This window comes from Actinacidiphila bryophytorum (genome assembly GCF_016916835.1).
In the GTDB taxonomy this organism is placed as follows: domain Bacteria; phylum Actinomycetota; class Actinomycetes; order Streptomycetales; family Streptomycetaceae; genus Actinacidiphila; species Actinacidiphila bryophytorum.
In genome coordinates this window covers 291170-312771 of the sequence record NZ_JAFFIX010000008.1, presented here as the reverse complement: position 1 = coordinate 312771, position 21602 = coordinate 291170, and the positions used below count along the sequence as shown (strand labels likewise).

The 21602-nt window shown below is 72.4% G+C and carries 18 protein-coding genes and 1 riboswitch; of the genes, 12 read left to right on the top strand and 6 right to left on the bottom strand.

Translation table 11 applies throughout. The features are described from left to right. On the bottom strand, window positions 1-567 hold a 567-nt coding region (locus JT723_RS15180; RefSeq protein ID WP_307794142.1), incomplete at its 3' end, for a cellulose-binding domain-containing protein. 253 nt (window positions 568-820) lie between these two features. Beyond that, complete coding sequence (locus tag JT723_RS15175) at window positions 821-1705, bottom strand: fructosamine kinase family protein (protein ID WP_205045127.1); 885 nt, start codon at window positions 1703-1705, stop codon at window positions 821-823. A 310-nt stretch (window positions 1706-2015) separates the two neighbouring features. Between JT723_RS15175 and xynC the strand changes: the two genes are divergently transcribed. After that, window positions 2016-3944, top strand: coding sequence for a glucuronoarabinoxylan endo-1,4-beta-xylanase XynC (xynC, locus tag JT723_RS15170; RefSeq protein WP_251513168.1), 1929 nt, complete (start codon window positions 2016-2018; stop codon window positions 3942-3944). 51 nt (window positions 3945-3995) lie between these two features. On the opposite strand, the gene JT723_RS15165 is transcribed toward xynC, so the two are convergent. The 3 genes from JT723_RS15165 to JT723_RS15155 all read right to left on the bottom strand — a co-directional run bounded on the left by JT723_RS15165 (window position 3996) and on the right by JT723_RS15155 (window position 8301). Next, the gene (locus tag JT723_RS15165) at window positions 3996-6014 is read right to left on the bottom strand and encodes an MMPL family transporter (protein WP_251513166.1); all 2019 of its coding nucleotides are present in this window, start codon (window positions 6012-6014) and stop codon (window positions 3996-3998) included. A gap of 310 nt (window positions 6015-6324) precedes the next feature. Then, window positions 6325-6660, bottom strand: coding sequence for a hypothetical protein (locus JT723_RS15160; protein WP_205045126.1), 336 nt, complete (start codon window positions 6658-6660; stop codon window positions 6325-6327). A gap of 165 nt (window positions 6661-6825) precedes the next feature. Beyond that, window positions 6826-8301, bottom strand: a complete 1476-nt coding sequence (locus JT723_RS15155) for an MFS transporter (RefSeq protein ID WP_205045125.1) — start codon at window positions 8299-8301, stop codon at window positions 6826-6828. Between the two features lie 552 nt (window positions 8302-8853). Between JT723_RS15155 and JT723_RS15150 the strand changes: the two genes are divergently transcribed. Both JT723_RS15150 and JT723_RS15145 read left to right on the top strand, forming a co-directional pair. Beyond that, the gene (locus JT723_RS15150; RefSeq protein WP_205045124.1) at window positions 8854-12078 is read left to right on the top strand and encodes a TIM-barrel domain-containing protein; all 3225 of its coding nucleotides are present in this window, start codon (window positions 8854-8856) and stop codon (window positions 12076-12078) included. A gap of 196 nt (window positions 12079-12274) precedes the next feature. Further along, a riboswitch (guanidine-III (ykkC-III) riboswitch) is annotated at window positions 12275-12338 on the top strand. A 33-nt stretch (window positions 12339-12371) separates the two neighbouring features. Beyond that, the gene (locus JT723_RS15145; protein WP_205045123.1) at window positions 12372-12692 is read left to right on the top strand and encodes a DMT family transporter; all 321 of its coding nucleotides are present in this window, start codon (window positions 12372-12374) and stop codon (window positions 12690-12692) included. 33 nt (window positions 12693-12725) lie between these two features. Here the strand turns inward: JT723_RS15145 and JT723_RS15140 are convergent, their stop codons facing one another. After that, window positions 12726-13571: a DUF2207 domain-containing protein gene (locus JT723_RS15140; RefSeq protein WP_205045122.1), complete on the bottom strand. Its 846-nt coding sequence runs from the start codon at window positions 13569-13571 to the stop codon at window positions 12726-12728. Window positions 13572-13745: 174 nt separating this feature from the next. Here JT723_RS15140 and JT723_RS15135 point away from each other — a divergent pair, with 174 nt between their 5' ends. The 9 genes from JT723_RS15135 (at window position 13746) to JT723_RS15095 (ending at window position 21528) form a co-directional block, all read left to right on the top strand. Beyond that, complete coding sequence (locus tag JT723_RS15135; RefSeq protein ID WP_205045121.1) at window positions 13746-14486, top strand: class I SAM-dependent methyltransferase; 741 nt, start codon at window positions 13746-13748, stop codon at window positions 14484-14486. A gap of 35 nt (window positions 14487-14521) precedes the next feature. Next, the gene (locus JT723_RS15130) at window positions 14522-15088 is read left to right on the top strand and encodes a maleylpyruvate isomerase N-terminal domain-containing protein (RefSeq protein WP_205045120.1); all 567 of its coding nucleotides are present in this window, start codon (window positions 14522-14524) and stop codon (window positions 15086-15088) included. 155 nt (window positions 15089-15243) lie between these two features. Further along, complete coding sequence (locus JT723_RS15125) at window positions 15244-15984, top strand: dienelactone hydrolase family protein (RefSeq protein ID WP_205045119.1); 741 nt, start codon at window positions 15244-15246, stop codon at window positions 15982-15984. Between the two features lie 422 nt (window positions 15985-16406). Further along, complete coding sequence (locus JT723_RS15120; protein ID WP_205045118.1) at window positions 16407-17312, top strand: AraC family transcriptional regulator; 906 nt, start codon at window positions 16407-16409, stop codon at window positions 17310-17312. Between the two features lie 174 nt (window positions 17313-17486). Next, the gene (locus JT723_RS15115; protein WP_205045117.1) at window positions 17487-18236 is read left to right on the top strand and encodes an SDR family oxidoreductase; all 750 of its coding nucleotides are present in this window, start codon (window positions 17487-17489) and stop codon (window positions 18234-18236) included. Between the two features lie 107 nt (window positions 18237-18343). Beyond that, window positions 18344-18541, top strand: coding sequence for a hypothetical protein (locus JT723_RS15110; protein ID WP_205045116.1), 198 nt, complete (start codon window positions 18344-18346; stop codon window positions 18539-18541). 75 nt (window positions 18542-18616) lie between these two features. Further along, a complete protein-coding gene (gene ppk2, locus JT723_RS15105; protein WP_205045115.1) occupies window positions 18617-19534 on the top strand; it encodes a polyphosphate kinase 2 in 918 nt (305 codons plus the stop codon). A 53-nt stretch (window positions 19535-19587) separates the two neighbouring features. Beyond that, window positions 19588-20715: a P1 family peptidase gene (locus tag JT723_RS15100; RefSeq protein ID WP_205045114.1), complete on the top strand. Its 1128-nt coding sequence runs from the start codon at window positions 19588-19590 to the stop codon at window positions 20713-20715. 96 nt (window positions 20716-20811) lie between these two features. Then, on the top strand, window positions 20812-21528 hold the full coding sequence (locus JT723_RS15095; RefSeq protein WP_206247536.1) for a DedA family protein: 717 nt from the start codon (window positions 20812-20814) through the stop codon (window positions 21526-21528). The last annotated feature ends 74 nt before the right edge of the window (window positions 21529-21602 follow it).

Below are 21602 nucleotides of genomic sequence, written 5' to 3'. Positions count from 1 at the left end.
CCCGTTCGCCGGCTGGGCCAGCGCACCGGTCGAGGACCAGTGGTAGGACGACGGCAGGGTGCACGTACCACCCGTCGGCGGCGTCGTGGGGGGTGTCGTGGGCGGCGTCGTGGTCGGGCTGGTCGGCGGAGTGGTGCTGACGGAGCCCGTGCAGGCGGTGCCGTTGAGCGTGAAGGCCGCGGGGACCGGGTTGCTGCCGGTGTAGGCGCCGTTGAAGCCGAAGCTGGTGGAGGCGCCGGTGCCCAGGCTGCCGTTGTAGGACGCGTTGGTCACGGTGACCTGGGTGCCGGTCTGGGCGTATGTGCCGCTCCACAGCTGGGTGATGCTCTGCCCGCCGGCGAAGGCCCAGGAGAGCTGCCAACTGGTGACCGGGTCACCCAGATTGGTAACGCTCACATTTGCGCCGAAGCCGCCGGGCCACTCGTTGGTGACGGTGTAGTCGACCCGGCAGCCGCCGGCCGCCTGCGCCGATGTCGCCACGAACGACACGCCTGCGGCCGCCAGTGCGGTGGCGAGCAGGGCGAACAGCAGGGACCTGTACCGTCTGAACGTGTGTGCATGTTTCACGGAACGCACTCCTTGAGGGGGGATGGGGCGCTGAATGCTGATAGCGCTAACATTCATGCGCGAAGGGAGCGATGTGATCCTGGGACCAGTGCCAGGACATGGCTGGCGGTGAAACGGTCGCAAGTCTGGACCCATCGGACCCGGGAGGTCAACGCTCCTACGTTCGAAACATTCGTACCGCATGGCCGAAATTTCTGAGCAGGAATGCGACGCCGCACCGCAGAACCGGGCGCGTCCAGCCCCCCGGTGGGGATCAGGGGCGCCGCCGGAAGGGGGCGAGTGTGGCGCGCACCAGGTCGGCGGCGCCCCAGTCGGGGTCGAACTGGGCGATCACGGCCAGGTGCTGGCGCAGTTGGAGGATCGGCATACGGTCGCGCCACTGCGGGTCGAGTCCCGTCAGTTCCGCGTACAGCCCGAAGAACACCTGCGCCTCGGGCGGCGGGGCGGTCGTCCACAGATGGGCCAGGTCGACCTCGGCCCACGTGTACGACACCGCCGGATCGATCAGCGCGGGCCGGCCGTCGGCGCCGGCCATGACGTTCATCGCCCACAGGTCGCCGTGCGTCAGGCACGCCGGCCGGGCCGGCAGCAGTTCGGGCAGCCGGTCGCACAGCCGCTCCAGCGCGGCCCGGTCCGCGGCGCCGAGCGCCGCACGGACCCGGGGCTCGCCGAGCCAGCGCAGCAGGCGGTGCCGGGCGAAGAACTCGAACCCGTCGTCCTCCCAGGTGTTGACCTGCAGGCGGCGGCCCAGCCAGTTGTCCCGGTGCCACCCGAACCGGGGGTGCCGCGTACTGGTGTGGAGGCGGGCCAGCACATGGGCGAACTGCTCCCAGAAGTCCGCGGTGCCCGGACGCGGCCGCAGCACGGACAGCACGAGCAGGTCGCGGTCCGCGAACAGGACCTCGGGGGTGGTGACGCCGCCCGCGTCGCGCAGCGCCGCGAGCCCTTCGGCCTCCGCGGCGAAGACGCCGTCCGACGGCGGCTCGTCGAAGGCCTTGACGAAGACCGACGTGCCGTCGGCGCGCCGCGCGAGCCCCGCTGTCGCGGCCAGGCCCCCCGCTGCCGGCTCGACCGCGTCGATGTCCGTCAGGCCGGCCGCGTGCAGCCGTCCGAGCAGGCCGGTTGTCGTGCCGGTCACCGGCGTGCTCCTCTCGGCACCGGCTCCGGCGGCAGCCGGACGTGCCTGGTCGTGGACGGCCGGGGCGCCGACCTCGCAACCGCCATCCTCCGGGCGGGCCTGCGCCGGGTCAACCGGGGGCGGATGGGGGCCGGATGACCGGGGCGAGCCGGCAAGCGTCACGTCGGCCCCCTTGACGCACTCCGTGTACCGCTGCACACAATCCTCCGAGCGATGGTGGGAGCGCTCCCACCCCCCATCGCGGCCAACGGCCCTGCACCCCCCACGAGCCGTACGGGGCCGCCCCCCACGCCGACACCAGGAGACAACCGTGACACCACGACAGGAAGAACCCACAGCGGACCGTTCGGCGCTGCTGAGCCGGCGGACCGTGCTCGCGGCGATGGGAGCCGCCCCGATCCTCGCCGTCGCGGCGCCGACCTCCGGGGCGGCCGCCGCGTCGGCCGTGGTCGTGGACCCCGCCGCGCGGCGCCAGACGATCCGCGGCTTCGGTGGCATGAACCACCCCGCCTGGGCAGGTGACCTGACGGCCGCCCAGCGGGACACCGCCTTCGGGAACGGCACGGGCCAGCTGGGGTTCTCGATCCTGCGGATCCACATCGACGAGAACAAGGCGAACTGGAGTGCGGAGGTGGCGACGGCGCAGCGGGCGGTCGCCCACGGCGCCATCGTCTTCGCCTCGCCGTGGAATCCCCCCTCCACCATGGTCGAGACGTTCACCCGTGGCAGCCAGACCAACGCCCAGCGCCTGCGGTACGACATGTACGGCGCCTACGCGCAGCACCTGAACGACTTCGTCCAGTTCATGAAGACCAACGGGGTGGACCTCTACGCCGTCTCGATCCAGAACGAGCCCGACTACGCCTCGACATGGACGTGGTGGACCGCGTCGGAGATCGTCACCTTCCTGCGCAACAACGCAGGCGCGATCAGCACCAGGGTCATCGCGCCGGAGTCCTTCCAGTACGTCAAGAGCATGTCCGACCCGATCCTCAACGACGCCACAGCGCTGGCGAACATGGACATCCTCGGTGCGCACCTGTACGGAACGTCGTACTCGAACTTCCCCTACCCCCTGTTCCAGCAGAAGGGGCAGGGCAAGGAACTGTGGATGACCGAGGTGTACTACCCCAACAGCACCGATTCCGCCGATCTGTGGCCGGCGGCGCTCGGCGTGGGGGAGCACATGCACCACGCGATGGTCGACGCCGAGTTCCAGGCGTACGTGTGGTGGTACATCCGGCGCAGCTACGGCCCCATGCGCGAGGACGGGCAGATCAGCAAGCGCGGCGCCATGATGGCGCACTTCTCGAAGTTCGTCCGCCCCGGATACGTACGCATCAACGCGGTCTCCAACCCCCAGACGAACGTCTACACCTCCGCCTACACCGGCGGCTCCACGGTGGTCATCGTGGCCGTGAACAAGGCGACCAGCGCGGTCAGCCAGCAGTTCACTTTGGCGAACACCACGGCGACCGGACTGGCCTCCTACGTCACGGACTCCAGCAGGACCCTCGCGACCCTGAGCGGGCCCACTCTCGCGGGCGGCACCCTGTCCGCCACGCTCCCCGCGCAGAGCATCACCACCTTCGTCGTCACCGTGGGCACCTCCGGGGGGACCGACACCACACCGCCCACCGCTCCCGGCACCCCCACCGCCTCCGCGGTCACGGCCACCTCGGTCACCCTGAGCTGGACCGCCGCCACCGACGACACCGGCGTGACCGGCTACGACGTCGTACGGGTCAGCGGCAGCACCGAGACCCCCGCCGCGTCCTCCACCACGGCCGGGGCCACCGTCACCGGCCTGACCGCCGCCACCGCCTACACCTTCGCGGTGTACGCCCGCGACGCGGCAGGCAACCGCTCCTCTCGCTCGGCGACCGTCAACGTCACCACCGGTACCGGCACGTCGACCGGCACCTGCGGGGTCGGCTACAAGGTCACGAACAGCTGGGGCGGCGGCTTCCAGGGCGAGATCACCGTCCAGAACACCAGCACCACCGCCCTGAGCGGCTGGACGCTGGCCTTCACCTTCACCGCCGGCCAGACCGTCACCCAGATGTGGGGCGGCACCCCCGCACAGACCGGCTCCACGGTCACCGTGACCCCCGCCGACTACACACGCACCATCCCGGCCGGCGGCTCGGTGACCATCGGCTTCCTCGCCACCCAGGGCGCCACCAACCCCAACCCGTCCGGCTTCACCCTCAACGGCGGGACGTGCACCTCAGCCTGACCTGCCGACGTCCGCCCGGCCCGGGCACTCGCCCCGCCCCTGCCCGTGTGATCAGTCCGCGCGCCATCCCGGCTGCCAGATGCGCGGGCCGATCTCCAGGGACAGGGCGGGGACGAGCAGGCTGCGGACCAGGAAGGTGTCGAGCAGGACGCCGACGGCGACGATCAGGCCCTGCTGGAGTGCGGCCACGGTCGGGAGGGTGGCCAGCACGGTGAAGGTGGCGGCCAGGACCAGGCCCGCCGAGGTGACGACGCCGCCGGTGACCGTCAGGCCGGCCAGGACGCCCTCGCGGTGGCCGCGCTGGGCGACCTCCTCGCGCGCCCGGGTCATCAGGAACATCGTGTAGTCGATGCCGAGCGCGACCAGGAAGAGGAAGCCGAACAGGAGCAGTCCGCGGTCGATGCGGGGGTAGCCGAGCGCGTGGAAGAGCAGAGAGGAGGCGCCGACGGCGGCGGCGTAGGAGAGCACCGCGCAGACGAGCAGCAGCAGCGCGGCCACGACGGCGCGGAGCAGCGCGACCAGGAGGACCAGCACGACGGCGAGGACGAGCGGGATGAGCAGCTTCTCCTCGCTGCTCTGGGCGTCGGCGGTGTCCAGCGCCACGGCCGTGGGGCCGCCGACGGCAGCGTGCGGGACGCGCTGCGGCCCGTCTCCCAGGGCTGCGCGGATCTGCCGGACGGTGCGGCGGGCGGCGGGGGAGTCCGGCGGGTCGGCGAGGACCGCGGTGATGTGGGTCCAGCCCTCCCTGGTCGCGACGGCGGTGGCGGAGGCGACACCGTGCAGGGGTTCGACCACCGCCAGGGCGCGGGCGGCGTCGGTGCCGGTGTCGGGTACGTAGATGTCGGCGGGTGAGGCGGAGCCGGCCGGGAAGTGCTGGGCCATCAGCTGCTGTCCTGCCACCGAGTCGACCGTCTTCCTGAACATCTCGGCATTGCTCTGCCCGGTCTGCACCGAGGCGGTCCCGACGGCCAGCGCGGCGAGGACGCCCGCGGTGGCCAGCCAGATCACCCGGGGGTGCCGGCCGACGAGTGCGGCGACCTTCGCCCACACGGCTCGGCTGCTGCGCCCGGCGGCCGTCGCGTACCCGGGGTCCTGGCGGGGGACGAAGGGCCAGAACACCCAGCGGCCGAGGACGACCAGGAGGGCGGGCAGCAGTGTGGTCATCGCGGTGAAGACGACGACGATGCCGATGGCCAGGACGGGCCCGAGCCCGCGGGTGGAGTTCATACGGCCGAAGCCGAGGCACAAGGTGGCGGCCGAGACGATCCCCGCCGAGGCCGCGACGGTGGGCAGGCAGCGCCGTACGGCGACGAGCATGGCGGTGTGGCGGTCGTGGTGGCGGTGCAGCTCCTCGCGGTAGCGGGCGACGAGCAGCAGGGCGTAGTCGGTGCCGACACCGACGCCGAGGATCATCAGGATGTAGACGCTCTCCCCGTTGACGACCAGGCCGGCATGTCGGGCCAGCAGGTACACCGCACCGCCGGCCACCTGGGTGGCCACACCCACGGTGATCAGCGGGACCATCCACAGGACCGGGCTGCGGTAGGTCAGGAGCAGCAGCAGGGCGACCACCGCGAGGGCCGAGCCGAGCAGGACGGCGTCCATACCCGAGTAGCTCCTGAAGAAGTCGGCGTTGCTGCCCGCCTCGCCGGTGATCCGGACGTCGAGGCCCGCGGGCGCGTCGTCCTCGGTGATCTTAGCGACCTGGTCGACGGCGTCGGTGAGGACGGAGTTCTCCGAGGGCGAGGTGCGCAGCGGCATCGTCAGGAAGGCCGCCCTGCCGTCGTGCGAGACCTGGCGGCCGGCGATGTCCCCGTGCGTGACCTGCGCGGACAACTGCTCGCGGTCCCGGTCGATCTTCGCGAGGTCACGGGCCGTCAGACCGTCGGCGCGGACGTAGACCACGACGGCGGCGCTGTGGTCCTTGTCGGCGAAGTGCTGCTCGGCCAGCTTGACCGCCCGGGTGGCCTGGGCGTCGGCGGGCAGCCAGGTCAGCGGGGAGTTGTCCTCGACGCTGCCGAGCTTCGCGGCGAAGGAGCCCCCGACGGCGACCAGCAGCAGCCACAGCACCAGGACCGCCCACTTCGAGCGGCGCCCGGAGACCAGCGAGGCGTGCCCGTACGCCAGGGCGCGCCCGCCCGGGCGGCGGGCGGGCGGGAGTTCAGGCGAAGCCGTGGACGGGCCGGCCGGGCGGGAGTTGCGACGTCATGAGGTCTCGCAGACGCTTGGAGAAGGTGCCCGGGCAGGTCGTCGGGCGGGATGCCGCCCACGCTAGGAAGACCCCGGCCCGCCGGGCTTCTTCGTTCCTGCCCGATGACGCCGCCGCCTCCGTGTACGGTGTCCCGCCGGTCCGGGCCGCGCGGCCCGGACCGGCGGACGTTCAGTGGCCGGACTCTGCCGCCCTGCGGGGCAGCAGCGGCAGACAGGCCAGGCAGACCGCGACGGCCCCCAGCACCGCCAGCAGGCTCGCGGTGAGCGCGCCGCCGGGGCGGTCGCCCGCGGCCCGGGCGAGATAGAGGGTCGAGACCAGTGCGGAGCCGGCGGCGTAGGCGAGTTGCTGCACCGCGTTGAGCGTGCCCGACGCGCTGCCCGCCTCCTCGGCGGTGACGTCTCCCAGCGCGACGGCGAAGACCGAGCCGAAGCAGCAGCCCATCCCGAGCCCGCAGACGAACAGCGGGAAGCACAGCAGCCAGGTCCTGTCAGGCTCGCCGCGCACGATGTGACGAGCCTGCGGGCTCGTCGTGCCGGCCGGAGATCCCGACGGACCCCGCTGGGGTCCTGCACCTTACGGACCACACCCTGGCCCGGACACCGGCGGCGGCACCAACGCGGCCCGCCCCGCCGGGCCGTGGCTCGGCGGGGCGGGTGCCCGGGCAGTGGTTCACCGTGTGGTGGCGGGCTCCGGGGCGGTCGCGGCGGCGGGCGTGTCCGCGACTTCGCCGCGGCTGTTGGCGGCGCGCAGCGCCACGATCGCCGCCGCGAACAGGAAGAAGCTGCTGACCAGCAGAGCCCGGGAGAAACCGGAGGTCAGCGCCTGGGGTACGGCGGTGTGGTGCGCGACCAGGTGGTCGGTGCGCGAGGTCGCGACCGCGGAGAAGATGGCGAGGCCGAGCGCCCCGCCGATCTGCTGCGAGGCGTTGAGCAGGGCCGCGGCCAGCCCGGCGCGCTCGGGCTCCACGTTGGCGTTGGCCGCGGTGGTGATCGACACGAAGGCGAAGCCGAGCCCGAAGGAGGTGACCATCAGTCCGGGCAGCAGGTCGCCCAGGTAGTGGCCGTCGACGGGGATGCGGGAGAGCCAGTAGATGCCGCCGCCGGCCAGCAGCAGTCCGACGATCAGCAGCGGCCTGGTCCCGATCCGCGGGATGAGCTGGGAGGCGATGCCCGCGGCCATGCCGACGCCGACGCACAGCGGCAGGTAGGCGGAGCCGGTCTTCATGGGGGAGTAGCCGAGGACGTTCTCCATGTAGAGGCTGAGGAAGAAGAACATCGACAGGAATCCGGCCACGGCGACCAGCTGCGTCACGTCGGCGGCGCCGAGTCCCCTGATCCGGAAGATCGACAGCGGCAGCAGCGGGTTGCTGCTGCGGCGCTCGTTGAGCAGGAACGCGATCATGATCACCGCGGCCCCCGTGAGGCCGCCGATGGTGCGGTTCGCGCCCCAGCCGACGTCGGGCGCCTTGACCAGGGAGTAGACGAGCAGCAGCACGGAGCCGGTGACCAGGACCGTGCCGAGGATGTCGAAGTTCGCCAGCCGTGCGGTCCGCTTCTCGCCCTCGACCAGCAGGTACAGCCCGGCGATCACCAGCACGCACACCGGCACGTTGACCCACATGACCCAGCGCCAGCCGGGTCCGTCGGTCAGCAGGCCGCCGAGCAGGACGCCGGCCGCGGACGCGCCGCCCGCGACACCGCCCCAGACGCTGAGCGCCTTGGTGCGGTCGCCGCCTTCCTTGAACATCGTGGTGAGGATGGACAGCGCCCCGGGAAGCATCATCGCGGCCCCGGCGCCCTGCGCCAGCCGTGCGCCGACCAGCATCCCCGAGGTGTTGGCGAGCCCGCCGACCACCGAGGACAGCGAGAACAGCACGGTGCCCGCCACCACGACGCGGCGCCGCCCGAGGAGGTCGGCGAGCCGTCCGCCGAGCAGCATGAAGCCGCCGTAGGTGAGCAGGTAGCCGCTCGGCACCCACTGCAGGTCCTGCACGGAGAAGCCCAGGTCGCTGCGGATGGCGGGCAGGGCGACGTTGATGATCGAGGCGTCGATGAAGTCGAGGAACGCGATGGCGCACAGCAAGGTCAGGGTGAGCTTGCCGCGACCTGTCGCGAGAAACGACGGCTGGGCGGCCTGTGGTGCCATGGGATGCCTTCCGGAGATCGGGGTGTCGCCACGCCAGGCCGTCGTGGCCTGCCGTCGCGCGGAGTTCACTGGGACCGCCTGCGCGGTCCCGACATAGAGCCCCCGACGGGACCGCGATGTGACAGCCCGGCCCCCCGATGCGGCGCACGTCACATCGGGGGGCCGGGCTGTCACGCCCCGCGACCTCGGCGCGGGCGCGCCCGCGTCGTACGCGGGGGCCGGTCCGCTGCCGCCTTGCGTGCTGGAGGCATGGACACAGGACATCGGTTGTGTTGTCATGCCACGTGCGAGTTGTACAACGATGGAACGCCCGCGGATCGGTGCCGCGCTGCCGTGGATCCCGTGTTGCCGGATGCGGGCGGCAGGCGGTCTGACAACGCTGTCATGCCGCCGAGGCGTGAGCGCGGGCGGCACACCGGCACGGCTCAGGACGGGCCGACAGGCCCTGCTACGGAAGGGGAGTTGTCCGTGAGAGGAAGCTCAGCCGGTTTCGCGCGGCACGTCCTGCGGCGGCGGGCCGCGGTCACCGCGCTAGTCTGCAGCCTGGCGGCCATGACCATGGCAGGGGCAGGGCAGGTGTCCGCGGCCCCGGGTGCGGCCGCGGGCGCGGCACACCCCAAGGCCGCCGCGGTGACCTCGGGCGACGCGCGCTTCGAGGTGCTGTCCCCGACGCTGATCCGCACCGAGTACGCGCAGGACGGGAAGTTCACCGACGCGGCGACCTACAACGCCGTCGGCCGCGGCGACTTCGCCCCGGCCGCGTACACCACGAGCACGTCCGACGGGTGGCTGACGATCACCACCGCGGCCATGTCCCTGCGCTACCAGGTGGATTCCGGTCCCTTCGACGCGCAGAACCTGACGGTCGCGCTGACCGCCGGCGGGTCGCCGGTGACCGCCACGCCATGGCAGCAGCTCACGTGCGGGGCCGGCGCCCTGTGCGAGGCCGAGCGCCTCCAGCTGAACGGGGTGGGCGTCGCCACCGACCACACGGGCTACACCGGCGCCGGCTTCGCAGCCGGCTTCGAGGGCTCCGGCAGTTCGCTGGCCGCCGCGGTCGACGTCCCCGCCACGGGTACGTACGACATCGCCACGCGCTACGCCAACGCGGTCGGCGGCGACGGCCAGAACACCACCCGCACCCTGACCCTCACGGTGGACGGCGGCTCACCGCAGACGGTGTCGCTGCCGCCCACCGGCGACTGGAACACCTGGAAACTGGTCCGCAGTCCGGTCCGGCTGAGCGCGGGCCGCCACACCGTCGCCCTGGTCAGGACGGCAGCCGACTCGGGCAACGTCAACATCGACAGCCTCGCCCTGCTCACCCCGGGCGCCGCCTTCCCCGGGGCCTCGGCGACCGCGATCACCGACTGCCGGTTCGGTGCGGGCTGCGAGGCCGAGGGTGCGCGTATCGCGGGCTCGGCGAAGGTGGCCACCGACCACGGCTCCTACTCCGGCAGCGGCTTCCTGGCCGAGCTGAACCAGGGGTCGAGCATCGCGGCCCACATCGTGGGAGTGCCCGTCGGCGGGACGTACGCGCTCCAGGTGCGGTACGCCAACTCCCTCGGCGGCGACGGGCTGAACCAGACCCGTACGGCCACGGTCACCGCGAACGGCACCACCCGCACGCTCAGCCTGCCGGCAACGGGCAGTTGGGACACCTGGCAGACCGCCTCGGTCCCGGTCACGCTGACCGCGGGCGCCGACGACGTCACCATCGGCTGCCCGGACGCGGCCAGTTGCCACGTCAACCTCGACACCTTCGGCGTCACCGCCACCGGCGCCGCGGCCCCGCAGCCGCACCTGGCACTCGGCGGCTACCGGCGCAGCCTCGACGGCTTCAACGGCGACAACGGCGCCCCCTCCACCACCCCGGGCCTGCTGTACAAGGACGGCTGGTACCTGCTCGACGACACCACCTCCGCCCTGTACGACACCGGCACGCGCAAGACCACCCCGCGTACGACGGCGCCGGGTTCGCCCTACCAGGACGGCTACGTCTTCGGGTACGGCCACGACTACAAGCAGGCCCTGAGCGACCTGTCGACGCTCACCGGCCCGCCCGAACTGCTGCCGGAGTGGGCGTACGGGGTCTGGTACTCGGAGTACTTCGACCGCACGGCCGCCGACTACGAGAACACGATCCTGCCCGCCTTCCGCAAGGAGGGTGTGCCGCTGGACGTCCTGGTCACCGACACCGACTTCAAGTCGCCCAACACCTGGAGCGGTTGGGAGATCGACCAGTCCAAGTTCCCCGATCCGAAGGGCTTCTTCGACTGGGCGGCCTCCCAGGGCCTGCACAACACGCTCAACATCCACCCGAGCATCCTCAGCTCCGACCCGCAGTTCGCCCAGGCGCAGGCCACGGCCAAGGGCAAGCTGCACAAGGGCGGTTGCTCGGGCGCCGCGGCCGGCGGCGCCGGCGACTGCTACACCTTCGACTGGGGCGACCCGGACCAGCTCAAGGCCTACATGGACCTGCACCAGACCATGGACCAGCAGGGCAACGACTTCTGGTGGCTCGACTGGTGCTGCGACAACTCGCAGTCCTCGCTGCAGGGCGTCACCCCGGACGCGTGGATCAACCAGCAGTACGCGGCCGACGCCGACAAGACCATCGGGCGCGGCTTCGTCATCTCCCGGGCCTACGGCTCGCTCCAGGCCGGCGGCTACAGCGGCCAGCAGGGCCTGCCGACCGGCCCGTGGGCGGACAAGCGCACCACCATCCACTTCACCGGCGACACCTCCTCCACCTGGGGCACGCTGCGGGCCGAGGTCGGGTACACACCCGGCGAGGCCGCCGCGACCGGCATGTCCGCCATCAGCCACGACATCGGCGGCCACAACGACACCACGGGCCTGACCGGTTCCGAGACCTACCCCTCGGGCGGCGGCACCCAGACCACGCACAAGCTGCCCGACGACATGTACGCCCGCTGGGTGCAGCTGGCGGCCTTCCAGCCGATCGACCGGCTGCACAGCAACCACAGCGACCGGCTGCCCTGGCAGTACGGCGCCGCGGCCCGCGCCTCCGCGGACAAGTTCCTCAACCTGCGAGAGAACCTCGTGCCGTACACGTACTCGCTGGCGCAGCAGGCCAACGCGACGGGTGTGCCGGTGACCCGCCCGATGTACCTGGAGTACCCGGACGAGCCGCAGGCGTACACGACGGCGGGCAGCGAGTACTTCTACGGTCCCGACATGCTGGTCGCCCCGGTCACCACGCCCGGCAGCACCGCGAGCACGTCGGTGTGGTTCCCGCCGGGCACCCAGTGGACGGACTACTTCACCGGCAGGACCTACGCCGGCGGCACGACGCAGACCGTCACCTCAGGCCTCGACACCATGCCGGTGTTCGTCCGGGCCGGCGCCGTCATCCCGACCCGCAGCGGCAACGTCACCGCGCAGGACAAGGCGCCGCTCAAGGACGTCACGCTCACGGTCGCGGCGGGCGGCTCCGGTTCGACCACGCTGTACGAGGACGACGGCAAGCCGGCCACCGGTCACGGCCACAGCGCCACGACCGTGATCCGCTACCAGGAGACGGCTGCCGGGCACACGCTGACCATCGGCGGCGCCGGCGGCGGCTTCCCGGGCCAGGTGACCACTCGGCAGTGGACGATCGCCGTCGTCGGTGCGGACCGGCCGGCGGCCGTCTCGGCGGGCGGCGGCCCGCTGTCGCCGGCCGACTGCCGCTACGACGCGGCGACCCGCACCCTGACGCTCACGCTGCGTCCGCGCGACGTGCACGCCAAGGTCACGGTCAGCTTCGGCTGATTCGGCTCTTTCCGCGGATTCGGCCGGTGCCGGGTCACCTCCGGTGGGGGTGGCCCGGCGCCGGTGCCGGTGCGTGTTCCGGCGCAGACTTCGGATGACTGGTTCCCGGAGGTCGTGAATCCCGGCCGATTCGACGTATTCGCCGCCCTGACATCGGATCTCTCGGGGTCCGAACCGCCCTGACCGCAATGCGGGACTTTGCTACCCTTGGTGGGACCCGACGAGCGCGTCGTACCGGGACCCTGCAAAGACGACGCACCCCCGTAAGTCCACATCCCACGGAGGTGCCTCCCATGGCATGGGTCCTGATCGTCGTCGCCGGCCTGCTCGAAGTCGCCTGGTCGATCGGCATGAAGTACACCGACGGCTTCACGCGCCTGTGGCCGAGCGTCTTCACCGGCGCGGGCATCGCGGCCAGCATGCTGCTGCTCTCGCAGGCCGCCAAGGGCCTGCCGATCGGCACTGCCTACGGCGTGTGGGTCGGGATCGGCGCGGCCGGTGCGGCGGTGGTGGGCATGCTTCTGCTCGGCGAGCCGACGACTGCGGCCCGGATCTTCTTCGTCAGCCTGCTGCTCGTGGCGGTCGTGGGTCTGAAGGCGACCTCGGGTCACTGACCCGAGGGGGCGGGGGCCGTCGACCCCCGCGGGTCACCAGGAGCCGCCGCCACCGTCCCCGCCGCCACCGTCCCCGCCGAAGCCCCCGTGGTGGCCGCCGTCGAAACCGCCGTGGTGACCGTGGTGCCCGCTGTGGTGGCCGTGGCCGCCGCCGTCGTGGCCCCAGATGCCGCCCGATCCTCCCGACTGGTGGGACCAGGTGTCGACGGCGCCGGCCATCTGCGTGGCGAAGGAGCCGTTCCACCAGCTCATGAGGAGAGTGTCCGCGCTCGTGAACGAGGTGCCGGACGGGAAGACGAGGGCCGGCTTCGCCCCGAGCACATCCAGCTGCCGCGCCCACGCGGGCATCAGGCCCAGGGCTACGGCGTAGGGCAACCAGCGGCTGTAGAAGTCCAGTGCGTCCACGCCCGCCGGAGGCCGTAGCCCCTCCAGCGTCACCCGCATCGCCCGCAGGTCGGCCCGCAGCTGCTCCGTCTCCGCGTCCAGCCCCGCGACGGTCGCGGTCGGCCCCAGCCAGCCCTGCGCGAGGGCGTCCTGCGTCAGGCGGTGATACACGCCGCGGATGCCGCCCGAGACGATCCGGGTGAACCGCACCTGCGACCGGTGGCCGAAGATGCCGCGCAGCAGCTGCCGTTCGTAGCGGGCGAGCTCGCGCCGCTGCGCCAGCCACCGCGCGGGCGACCTGACCCGGCTGAACGTCCAGTCCCCGTCCCCGTCTTCGTCCGCTTCGTGCGCCGCTATCCCCAGCCAGCCCCGCTGTGCCAGATCGACCACGGTGGCGACGATGTGCGCCGGCCGCGGCCCCCTGTCCACCAGCACCCCTGCTTCCGCGGGCCGCAGTCCCCCGACGGCCTCCGGCGGTAACCCCGTAGCTGTCATCTCGTCAGATTAGCCGGAAAATCGGGCGTTCAGCCGTCGGGTGAACCGGCCGATACGAGTCCGCAACCGACCTATCGAACAGTCCTGACCTACCGACCCCGGACCGTCCGACTCCGGCTCGCCGGGCGCCTCTTCGTGTTGACCCTTCCTGGCAGGCGGTGCTGAAGTCGGCACGTGGACAGCACCCCCGCCAACCGGCGGCTCTGGAACCGGATCAGCAGCGCCTACCAGCACGAGCACGACCCGCAGATCGGTGCCGCACCCCGGCTGTGGGGCATGTACTCGGTCCCCGACGCGCACCTGAACGCCCTGGGCGACGTCACCGGCAAGCGCGTACTCGAACTCGGCTGCGGCGCCGGCCAGTGGTCAAGGGTGCTCGCCGCCGAGGGCGCCGCCGTGGTCGGGCTCGACCTGTCCGAGGCCCAACTCGCCGCGGCGGCCGGTGCGATGGGAGCGGCCCGCTACCCGCTGGTGCAGGGCGCTGCCGAGCGCCTCCCCTTCGCCGCCGACAGCTTCGACCTGGTGTTCTGCGACTTCGGCGGGCTCAGCTGGGCGCCCCCGCACCTGGCCGTCCCGCAGGCCGCACGCGTCCTGGCCCGCGGCGGGCGCCTGGTGTTCAACGTCGCTAGCCCGTGGTTCGAGGCGTGCTACGACGAGGCCGCCCGCCGCGTGACCACGACGCTGCGGCAGGACTACTTCGGCCTGGACGCCATCGCCGAGGGCGACGGCGCGACCAGCTATCAACTCACCTACGGCGACTGGGTCAGGGTCCTGCGCGGCGCGGGACTCGTCATCGACGACCTGATCGAGCCGCGGCCCGACCCCGGAACGCCCAACGGCTACAACGAGACCGACCCGCCCGACTGGGCCGGCCGCTGGCCGGCGGAACTGCTCTGGGTGACACACAAGCCGTAAGTCCCGTCGAAAGTCCCGTCGAAGCGGAGGACCGCATGAACCACCAGGACGTCCAGGCCGCCGTGGCGGAGATGCTGGCGGTGCTGGCGCCGCGCACAGACGAGGACTGGACGGTGCCGGCCGGCTCGCTGGAGTGGAGCTGCCGGCAGACGGCCGCGCACATCGGCCACGACCTGCTGGCGTACGCCGGCCAGCTCGCCGGCCGCCCGGCCGGGGCGTACCTGCCGTTCGAGCTGCGCGTACGCCCCACCGCCTCGCCCGCCGAGGTGCTGCAGGTGGCCGCCGCCTGCGGCGGGCTGCTCGGCAGCGCACTGGCCACCGCCGACCCGTCCCTGCGGGCCTGGCACTGGGGCCTGTGCGACCCGACGGGGTTCGCTGCGATGGGAGTGGCCGAGACCCTGCTGCACACCTACGACATCACGCGCGGACTGGGCGCGGACTGGCTGCCGCCGGCACCGCTGTGCACGGGCGTGCTCGACCGGCTGTTCCCCGACGCCCCGCCCGGCGAGCCCGCGCGGGTGCTGCTGTGGTGCACCGGACGCGGGGACCTGGCCGGTCTGCCCCGCAGGACGTCCTGGGCGTGGAACGCGGCACGGGCGTGATCGCAGGTGTCTGCTAACCTGGCGGCGGCCGTGCGAGAGATCGAGGAGGTGGTACCCGTGAACGTATCGACGTGGGTGCTCTCCTCCGAGGCCACGGTCGGGCGGTAGGTCGTCGTCCGGGAGCGCCGTTCTGCGCACTCCTGAAAGGCACGACCATGCACTTCACTTCCGAGAAGCGTCTCGACGGCGGTGTCCTCGAGCGCGAATTCCTCCTCGGCGAGATCCCCGGCATCCTGTGGACGCCCGAATCCGCGTCCGCGTCCGCACCGGCGTCACCGATCCTGCTCAGCCCACCGCCTGTCGGGCTGTGCAAGGCGTACCCACGGCTGGTGGGTCGTGCCCTGCATGCCGCGGCGGACGGCTTCGCCACGGCTGCCATCGAACTCCCAGGAAACGGCGAGCGGCCCCGCCTGCCCGGCGCCGAACAGGCCGTCGCCGACCTGCGCCGGGCGCTGGCGGCCGGCGAGCCGGTCGGTGACGAGGTCATCGACGCCCTCGTCCTCCCGCTGGTCGACCGTGCGGTCCCGGAGTGGCAGGCCACGCTGGACGCCCTGCTGGCCCTCCCCGAGATCGCCGGCCCCGTCGGCTACTCGGGAGGCGTGATCTCCATCGGCACCCGCCTGGCGGCGGTCGACCGGCGCATCTCGGCCGCCGTGCTCTTCGCCGGAAGCTACATCCCGCGCGTGATGTACGAGGAGGCCCGCAAGGTCACCATCCCGCTGCACGTCCTGCTCCAGTGGGACGACGAGGGCAACGACCGACAGGCGTCCCTGGACCTGTTCGACGCCTTCGCCTCCGTGGAGAAGACGCTGAACGCCAACATGGGCGGCCACACCGGCGTCCCGCAGTTCGCGGGCGACGCGGCGGCCCAGTTCTTCACCCGCCACCTCCGCTAGGCCGTGTTTTGGAAGTCCCGCCTGCCCCGCGGAGCCTGGCACGCACGCTCGCTGCGTTGTCGGAGTCGTCCGAGTAGGCCCACTACGAGGACGACCCTCCGCCTTGCGATCGCACGCACCAGACGCCGCGGGGCCCGCCCTGTGGGCGGACGGCGCTACTTCCAAAACACGGCCTAACCCCACCGGCCCCCGCCCCGACCGGCTGGCCGGGGCGGGGGCCGCAGCCACCGCGAGACAGTCAGGCGGCCGCGGATCGGCCTCGTTCATCTCGGCCATGAAGGGGGTGGAGCCGCAGATCGCCGCGATACGCGGGAGGCCCAGCAGCTTCTTCGCGTCGGCGAACGCCGCGGACACCAGGCTGACCCCGCGACGATCCTCTCCGTGACGCGAGCCGCCGGCTGTCGTGGTGCTGCAATGGGCGTATGCACCTCGAAGAGCTCCGCACCCTGCTGGCCCGTCATGCGCGGGCGGACTGGACCACTGCTATCGACGGTGTCCTCATCTCGAAGGTCGACCGCCCCGACCCGCCGGAGCCGTCGATGTCAGGGACGCTGCTGGCCGTCATCGCGCAGGGCGCCAAGCGGCTCGCCCTCGGTGAGCGGGTGTTCGAGTACGGGCCGGGGCAGTATCTGGTCGCGTCCGTCGACCTGCCGGTCACGGGGCAGTTCACGCAGGCCGGCCCCGAGCAGCCGGCGCTCGGGTTCGGGCTGGTCCTGGAGCCGTCAGCCGTCGCCGAACTGCTGCTGGGGGCCGGGGCGGCGGACGCGCCCCGCGGCGGCGGGGGCGCACCGTCGGGGATCGCGGTGAGCGACGCTCCGGCCGCGCTGCTGGACGCGGTGGTACGGCTGCTGCGGCTGCTCGACGAGCCCCGCGACCGTGCCGTACTGGCCCCACTGGTCAAGCGGGAGATCCTGTGGCGCCTGATCACCGGCGAGCAGGGCGCGACGGTCCGCCAGCTCGGCCTGGCCGACAGCAGCCTCAGCCACGTCTCGCGCGCCGTGCGCTGGATCCGCGAGCACTATGCGCAGCCCTTCCGGGTCGAGGACGTGGCGCGGCAGTCCGGGATGGGCGTCTCCGCCTTCTACCGCAACTTCCAGGCGGTGACCGCGATGAGCCCCATCCAGTTCCAGAAGCAGATCCGGCTCCAGGAGGCCCGGCTGCTGCTCGCCACCCACCCCGGCGACGTCACGGGGGTCGGCCGGCGCGTCGGCTACGACAACCCGTCGCAGTTCAGCCGGGAGTACCGCCGCCAGTTCGGCGCACCCCCGAGCCTGGACGCGGCCCGGCTGCGCCGGGCGGTGGTGGAACCGGCAGCCGCCCTGCCCTGAGCCTTGCGAGGATCGTGCAAGGAGCAGCGAGGATAGGTCTACTGTTTTCGCAGGTCACGGCGATTCAATGGGATTTACCGGCTCTCGGGCGGAGCAGGAAAGTGCCTGCCCGCCGGCCCGTCCGCGGGCCTTGGCCGCCGGTAGGAATCCCACGGCATCGCAAAGGGGCACGACATGAAGACCGTCCTGATCACCGGCACCTCGTCCGGCTACGGGCGCGAGACCGCCCGCCACTTCCACGCGCAGGGGTGGAACGTCGTCGCCACGATGCGGACCCCGCGCCCGGACCTCCTTCCCGTCTCCGATCGGCTCCGCGTCCTCGCACTCGACGTGACGCAGCCGGAGAGCATCACCGCCGCCTTCGAGGCCGCGGGACCCGTGGACGCCCTGGTCAACAACGCGGGTGTGCCCGAGATGGGCGTCTTCGAGGGCACCCCCATGGCCCGGGTGCGGGAGGTCTTCGAGACCAACACCTTCGGCGTGATGGCGGTGACACAGGCGGTTCTGGGGCAGTTCCGCGAGCGCGGCTCCGGCGTGGTGGTGAACGTGACCTCCAGCGTGGTGCTCGGGCACATGCCGCTCACGGCCGTCTACAAGGCGAGCAAGGCGGCCGTCGAGGGCTTCACCTCCTCCCTCGCCCTCGAACTCGCGCCGTTCGGCGTGCGGGCCAGGACGGTCGAGCCCGGCGCCTGCCTGACGACGAACTTCGCAGCGACGGCACTGGGCGGCGGGCCGCTGGAGGACCTGGTCCCCGCGCCCTACGCGGCCTTCGCGAAGGACGCCATGGACGGCGTCTCCCGCCAGGCGGAGTTCACCCGGGAGAGCGACGTCGCCGAGACGGTGTGGCGTGCCGTCCACGACACGACCGGCCAACTGCGCTTCCCCGCCGGCCCCGACGCGGTCCGGCTCGCGGAGGCGCGGTGACAGGAAGAGGGGACGGTGTGTGACCCGGACCACAGTCGTCCTCTGTCCGTACCCGGGCTTCACACGCTCTTACCCGGCCGTACGCGAAGCGCTGCTTACCTGGGGCGATGGACCACATCACCTTCCTTGTGGCACTGGCCTTGCTGGTGACGCCGCCGGCCGCGGCGGGAGTGGGCGCGCCGGCCGCGGTGGCGGTCGCGGGCATCATCGTGGTGCTGTCGCGCCGCGACCCCGTCCACGCCGACGATGTGAACAACGCCAGGACCACCTCCGTACGCCCGGTGACTGCCGGCGCCGGTGCGTGAGCGCACAGGACATGACGGGCTGTACCTGATCATTCCGCAGTTCCACTGACGGCCGGACGGCGAAAGGGAGTGACCATGGCGAGCACGGACACCGGATCGGCACTGCTTGCGGGGCTGCGGGTCGACTACACCGACCAGGACGACCCGGTCCTGGTGCGGCCGGACGGCACCGTGGTGGACACCTGGCGGGAGAACTACCCCTACGACGCCCGGATGGAGCGCCCCGAGTACGAGGTGCACAAGCGGCTGCAGCAGATCGAACTGCTCAAGCTGCAGAGCTGGGTCAAGGAGACCGGGCAGCGCGTCGTCATCGTCTTCGAGGGCCGGGACGCGGCGGGCAAGGGCGGCACGATCAAGCGCTTCATCGAGCACCTCAACCCGCGCGGCGCCCGGGTGGTGGCGCTGGAGAAGCCCACCGAGCGGGAGAGCGGGCAGTGGTACTTCCAGCGCTACGTCGCCCATCTGCCCACCGCCGGCGAGATCGTGCTCTTCGACCGGTCCTGGTACAACCGGGCAGGCGTCGAGCGGGTCATGGGCTTCTGCAGCGACGACGAGTACCGCCGTTTCATGCGGCAGGCCCCGGGCTTCGAGCGGATGCTGGTCGACGAGGGCATCGCCCTGGTGAAGTTCTGGTTCTCGGTCTCGCGCGACGAGCAGCGCACCCGCTTCACCATCCGGCAGGTCGACCCGGTGCGGCAGTGGAAGCTCAGCCCGATGGACCTCGCCTCGCTCGACCGGTGGGACGACTACACCCGGGCGAAGGTCGCGATGTTCCACGACACCGACACCGAGTACGCGCCCTGGACGGTGGTCAAGAGCAACGACAAGAAGCGCGCCAGGGTCGAGGCCATGCGCAGCGTCCTGGCCCGCTTCGACTACACCGACCGCGACGACGAGGTGGTCGGCACCCCCGACCCGCTGATCGTCGGCGCCGCCGCCAACCTGCTGGAAGCCGGGGAGGACGCCGCCGCTCACTCGCGCCTCCAGCCCTGACCCGCACCCCCGGGCGCAGACTGGACCGGGGGCGAGGCGAAGGCGGCGGTGCGGTGGACGACCAGGTGAGGCGGGGCGCGGCCGACGCGCTGACCGACGTGGCAGGGCTGCGGGTCGGCCACGCGGGCAAGGCCGGCGGGGGCTGGCTGACCGGGGTGACCGTCGTGCTGGCCCCGCCGGGCGGCGCGGTCACCGCGGTCGACGTCCGCGGCGGCGGCCCCGGCACCCGGGAGACCGACGCGCTCGACCCGCGCAACCTCGTCCCGCGGGTCGAGGCGGTCGTGCTGACCGGGGGCAGCGCCTACGGCCTGGACGCGGCCTCGGGCGTGGCGGTCTGGCTGGAGGAGCAGGGCAGGGGCTTCCCCGTCGGCGGCCCCGGGCAGGTCGTGCCGGTGGTGCCGGCTGCCGCGCTGTTCGACCTCGGCCGCGGCGGCGACTGGGGCGCGCGGCCCGGACCCGCGCTCGGCCGGGCCGCGGTGGAGGCCGCGGCGGCGACCGGGGAGGGTGCACAGGTCGCGCAGGGCAGCGTCGGCGCAGGGACGGGGGCGGTGGCCGGCGACCTCAAGGGCGGTGTGGGCACCGCGAGCCTGGTCCTGCCGTCGGGCGCCACGGTGGCGGCGCTGGCGGTGGTCAACGCCTCGGGCTCGGTGGTCGACCCGGACACCGGCGCGCTGTGGGCCGGTCCGCAGGGGCGCGTGCACCCGCAGGACGGCGGACCGGGCGGCGTACGCTCTCCGCTCGGCGGACCCCTGCCGCCCGAGGCGCTGGAAAGAGCGCGGGCGCGGCTGGCCGCGGCGCAGGAGCACCCGGCGAGGCCGCTGAACACCACGCTGGCCGTCGTCGCCACCGACGCCGTACTGACCCGCGCCCAGGCGCACAAGCTCGCGGGCAGCGCGCACGACGGGCTGGCCCGCGCGGTGCGGCCCGTCCATCTGCTCTCCGACGGCGACACGGTCTTCGCGATGTCCACCGGCCGCCGCCCGCTCGTACCGCAGGACGGGAGCGCGCCGGCCGACCCGGCCTTCGGGGTGCACGTCGAGGCGGGCGCGCTGGACGCGGTGCTCGCGGCGGGCGCCGACGCCCTGACCCGCGCGGTGCGGCACGCCGTGCTGGCGGCGGAGACGGTGGAAGGCCCAGGCGGCGTCTTCCCCAGCTACCTGGACGTCTACCGGCGCACCTGACCCCCGGGCACCCGCTCGGCCGCATCGTGCGCACCGCCGGGCGCGTCACCGGGCGGATTGCCGTGCGGGACGCGGAACAGCGGGAAGGCTCGGCTCATGCACTCCATCACCGACTGGCTCGCGAACTCCTCGGGCGCCGCGGTCTACGCGATCGTGGCGGCCCTCGTCTTCTGCGAGGACGCGCTCTTCTTCGGCTTCGTCCTGCCCGGCGAGACGGCGGCGGTGCTCGGCGGGGTCATCGCGGGACAGGGCAGGGTGTCGGTCTACTGGCTGTGCGCCACGGTCGTGCTCGCGGCCATTGCGGGGGACTCGGTCGGTTACGAGGTCGGCCGGCGCTTCGGCCCGCGGATCCTGGAGACCAAGGCGCTGCGCGGCCACCAGCAGCGGATCGGGCAGGCCCAGGAGTTCATCCGCAGGCGCGGCCCCGCTGCGGTCTTCCTCGGCCGCTTCATCGCCTTCTTCCGCGCCCTGATGCCGGCGCTGGCCGGTATCTCCCGGATGCCGTACCCGACGTTCCTGCTCTTCAACGCGCTGGGCGGGCTGGTGTGGGGCGTCGGCTTCACCCTGCTGGGGTACTTCGCGGGCACCGCCTACAAGCAGGTCGAGAAGACCGCGGGCACGGCGGTGGCCGTCGTCGTCGCGGTGGTGGTGGTGGCCGCGGTGGTGGCCTGGCAGGTCCGCCGCCACCGCGCGGCAGGTGACGAAGGGACAGACGGAGCGGACGGAGAAGAGGGAACGGACGGATCGGACGAGCCCGGTGGCCACACCCCGGAAGGCGGCAAGCGCGCCGACGACGGCGACCCGCGCGACTGACGGGCACGCACATCCGTTCCCGTGTCGTATGGGTGTGCTGATTCCGGTGTTCCCTGCGGTGACAATGTGCCGAG

Excerpts from the sequence above, each read along its gene's own strand:
- JT723_RS15140 (WP_205045122.1), bottom strand. The coding sequence starts at position 13,571 with ATGACAGCTACGGGGTTACCGCCGGAGGCCGTCGGGGGACTGCGGCCC.
- ppk2 (WP_205045115.1), top strand. The coding sequence starts at position 18,617 with ATGGCGAGCACGGACACCGGATCGGCACTGCTTGCGGGGCTGCGGGTC.
- JT723_RS15150 (WP_205045124.1), top strand. The coding sequence starts at position 8,854 with ATGACCATGGCAGGGGCAGGGCAGGTGTCCGCGGCCCCGGGTGCGGCC.
- JT723_RS15110 (WP_205045116.1), top strand. The coding sequence starts at position 18,344 with ATGGACCACATCACCTTCCTTGTGGCACTGGCCTTGCTGGTGACGCCG.
- JT723_RS15130 (WP_205045120.1), top strand. The coding sequence starts at position 14,522 with ATGAACCACCAGGACGTCCAGGCCGCCGTGGCGGAGATGCTGGCGGTG.
- JT723_RS15145 (WP_205045123.1), top strand. The coding sequence starts at position 12,372 with ATGGCATGGGTCCTGATCGTCGTCGCCGGCCTGCTCGAAGTCGCCTGG.
- JT723_RS15125 (WP_205045119.1), top strand. The coding sequence starts at position 15,244 with ATGCACTTCACTTCCGAGAAGCGTCTCGACGGCGGTGTCCTCGAGCGC.
- JT723_RS15120 (WP_205045118.1), top strand. The coding sequence starts at position 16,407 with ATGCACCTCGAAGAGCTCCGCACCCTGCTGGCCCGTCATGCGCGGGCG.
- JT723_RS15155 (WP_205045125.1), bottom strand. The coding sequence starts at position 8,301 with ATGGCACCACAGGCCGCCCAGCCGTCGTTTCTCGCGACAGGTCGCGGC.
- JT723_RS15095 (WP_206247536.1), top strand. The coding sequence starts at position 20,812 with ATGCACTCCATCACCGACTGGCTCGCGAACTCCTCGGGCGCCGCGGTC.
- JT723_RS15115 (WP_205045117.1), top strand. The coding sequence starts at position 17,487 with ATGAAGACCGTCCTGATCACCGGCACCTCGTCCGGCTACGGGCGCGAG.